This window comes from Leisingera sp. F5 (assembly GCF_001593695.1).
In genome coordinates this window covers 1-1,065 of the sequence record NZ_LUKH01001382.1, presented here as the reverse complement: position 1 = coordinate 1,065, position 1,065 = coordinate 1, and the positions used below count along the sequence as shown (strand labels likewise).

Annotated in this window: 1 protein-coding gene and 1 pseudogene; both read left to right on the top strand. The window is 63.1% G+C overall.

Translation table 11 applies throughout. The annotated features are described in order from the left end of the window. Window positions 1–256, top strand: a pseudogene (gene glnA / locus A2I95_RS41615) (glutamine synthetase); the annotation flags it as partial. A gap of 184 nt (window positions 257–440) precedes the next feature. Then, on the top strand, window positions 441–1,065 hold a 625-nt coding region (locus A2I95_RS41610; protein ID WP_291738117.1), incomplete at its 3' end, for an Hsp70 family protein.

Here is a 1,065-nt window from a genome sequence, read left to right as displayed (position 1 = left end):
CAAGATCGATCCCGGCGAAGCCATGGACAAGAACCTGTATGATCTGCCGGCCGAAGAGCTGGAAGGCATCCCGACCGTCTGCGGCTCTCTGCGTGAAGCTGTTGACGCGCTGGCCGCCGACCACGATTTCCTGCTGCAGGGCGACGTGTTCACCAAAGACCAGATCGACGGCTATATCGAGCTGAAGATGGAAGAGGTGCACAAGTACGAGCACACGCCCCATCCGGTCGAATTCGGCATGTACTACAGCTGCTAAGCTGCACAGTCATGACTGTGAAAGGGCGTCCTTCGGGGCGCCCTTTTTCCGTTCAAGGGGCGCGTTCGGCTGATATGCTCTCCCATCTCCCGCTGCGCCCCGCAAGCAGTGCGGCTTTTTCTTGCTCTTGTTTTGCGGCTGCTGTATCCCGGCCCGCTCCCCGCCAGCGAAAGGAGCCTGTTCCATGACTGCCCCCAACACCCTTGGTATCGACTTTGGCACCTCCAATTCGGCGGCGGGGATTGCTGTGGCCGGCCGGCCCTGGCTGGTCGAGATGGAACCTGGCGAGCAGACCCTGCCTACCGCTGTGTTCTTTGAGGACGGCGCGCGTGCCATGCGGATCGGCCACAGCGCCACGCGGGCGCTGATCAACGGTGACGAGGGGCGTTTCATGCGCGCCCTGAAAAGCCTGCTGGGCACGCCGCTGCTGCATGAGGAACGGCGGCTGGGCGGCGAGCGGATCAGTTTTGGCACCCTCATCGCCCGCTTTCTGGCCGAGATGAAGACCCGCGCAGAGACGGCGACGCATATGGAATTCACCCACGCGCTGTCCGGCCGGCCGGTGCGGTTTCATTCCAAGGATGAAGCCCGCAATATCCAGGCCGAAAAGGACCTGCGCGCCTGTTACCTGGAGGCGGGTTTTCAAGACGTGCTGTTCCTGTATGAACCCGAAGCCGCCCTGCGCGCTGCAGCACCTGCGCCGGGCCGCGGGCTGATTGTCGATATCGGCGGCGGTACCTCGGACTTTACCGCCTTTGAACAGGACGCAAACGGCGCAACCCGCATCCTGGCCTCGCATGGGGTGCGGC